At 71.0% G+C, this 2,290-nt stretch carries 1 protein-coding gene; it reads right to left on the bottom strand.

The genetic code is table 11. The features are described 5' to 3' along the window. On the bottom strand, positions 1–2,167 hold a 2,167-nt coding region (locus ACFY8O_RS34405), incomplete at its 3' end, for a type I polyketide synthase (protein ID WP_387909349.1). Positions 2,168–2,290 lie beyond the last annotated feature (123 nt).

Here is a 2,290-nt window from a genome sequence, read left to right as displayed (position 1 = left end):
CACCGAACCGCCCCGCGAACACCGGCGAAGAATCCAGCAACCCCACCGCCATACCGGCCCACTGCGAACCCTGACCCGGGAACACGAACACCACGGCGCCCGGCTCGCCGGACACCTGGCCGCTGAACACATGGGCAGCGGACTCGCCCGACTCCAGGGCCTCGAGTCCGGCCAGGAGCGTCTCGCGGTCCTCAGCCACCACAACGGCGCGGTGTTCCAGCGCGGATCTGGTGGTGGCCAGGGCGCGTCCCAGTTCCTCGTCCGTCGCCCCGCTGTCGGCGGCGAACTGCCGCAGCCGTGCGGCTTGTGCGCGCAGTCCAGCCGCTGTCCGGCCCGAGACGATCCACGGCAGCGGGCCGCCCTCACGCAGCCGCTTCCTCGGCACAGGTGCCGCTGCGGGGACCGCAGCGTCGGCAGGTGCCTGCTCGACGATGACGTGGGCGTTGGTCCCGCTGATGCCGAACGAGGAGACACCGGCTCTCCGGACCGGGCTGGCCTCGGGCCACGGGGTGCTCTCCGTGGCCAGACGCACCGCTCCGGTGGACCAGTCCGCCTCGGGCGTCGGTCCGTCGACATGGAGCGTGGCCGGCACGAGGCCGTGTCGGATGGCCAGTACCGACTTGATGACACCCGCGACACCCGCTGCGGCCTGCGTGTGGCCGATGTTGGACTTGAGCGAGCCGAGCAGCAACGGCCGGTCCTCGGGCCTGTCCTGGCCGTACGTCGCCAGCAGTGCTTCCGCCTCGATGGGGTCGCCCAGTGCGGTTCCGGTGCCGTGGGCCTCCAGCATGTCCACGTCGGCGGAGCCGAGTCCGGCGCTGGCCCAGGCGTCCCGGATGACCTGCTGCTGGGAGAGCCCGTTGGGCGCGGTGAGTCCGTTGGACGCGCCGTCCTGGTTGATCGCGGAGCCGCGCACGACCGCGAGCACGCGGTGGCCGTTGCGGCGTGCGTCAGAGAGCCGCTCGACCAGCAGCATCCCGGCACCTTCGGAGAATCCGGTCCCATCGGCGGCGCTGGCGAAGGCCTTGCAGCGGCCGTCGAGCGCCAGCCCTTGCTGGCTGGTCATTTCGGTGAAGATGCCCGGTGTCGACAGCACGGTGACGCCGCCTGCCAGGGCCAGCGAGCACTCGCCGCGCCGCAGGGACGCCACGGCCAGGTGGAGCGCCACCAGCGAGGACGAACAGGCGGTGTCGACGGTGAGCGCGGGCCCGGTCAGTCCCAGTACGTAGGCGATGCGGCCCGAGGCGACGCTGGTCGTCTTGCCGGTGAGCATGAGACCGTCGAGGGTCTCCGGAGCCTCGTGCAGCCGGGGGCCGTACTCCTGGTCCATCGCACCGACGAACACGCCGGTCCTGCTGCCGCGCAGCAGTTCCGGGTCGATGCCGGCACGCTCCAGCAGCTCCCACGAGGTTTCCAGCAGCAGCCGCTGCTGCGGGTCCATGGCCAGCGCTTCGCGCGGAGATATCCCGAAGAAGCGCGGGTCGAAGTCCGTGACGCCGTCGACGAAGCCGCCGACTCCGGTGGTGACGCGGCCCCGGCCGTCCGTGCTGAGCAGCCGTTCCAGGTCCCAGCCGCGGTCGTCGGGGTAGTCCGAGATCGCATCCTGGCCTGCGGCGACGAGGCGCCACAGGTCCTCCGGTGAAGTCACCCCGCCGGGAAAGCGGCAGCTCATGGCCACAATGGCGATGGGGTCTTCCGCGCTGTCCATCGCAGGGACGTGGTCGGGCTCGCGCACCGTGCCAGCGGCAGGACGCCGGTCTCCGGCACTGTCGCCCACGGACTCCAGGTGTGCTGCCAGCCGGGCCGGAGTGGGGTGCGAGAAGAGGGCGGCCGTGGTCAGCCGCCGGCCCAGCACTGTGTTCAGCCGACTGCGCAGATCACCGAGCATGATCGAGTCGAAGCCCAGGTCCTTGAACGAGCGCCGTACGTCGACCTCCTCCGCAGCGCCGTGTCCCAGCACTGCCGCCGTGTGGGCACGCACGGCATACGAGACGTCCGGCGACATGCCGTATGAACCGCTGGTGCCACTGCTGTCGTGCGCGCCGACTGCCGTCGAGACAACGCCCTCGGGCTCGGGATCAGCGAGCGGGCCGTCCAGCCAGTAGTGCCGACGCTGGAAGGCGTAGGTCGGCAGCGCGACCCGCTGGGCCCCGGAACCCGCATACACAGCCGACCAGTCAGGTGTACCGCCCTGTACCCACAACTCTGCCAGCGAAGTGAGGAAACGCCGAACGTCCCCCTGATCACGCCGCAACGTGCCGACCGCACACACCTCGACGCCCACGGACTC

The sequence above is a fragment of the Streptomyces argenteolus genome (assembly GCF_042902585.1).
Classification (GTDB): Bacteria; Actinomycetota; Actinomycetes; order Streptomycetales; family Streptomycetaceae; genus Streptomyces; species Streptomyces argenteolus.
This window is presented reverse-complemented; position numbering and strand designations above follow the sequence as displayed.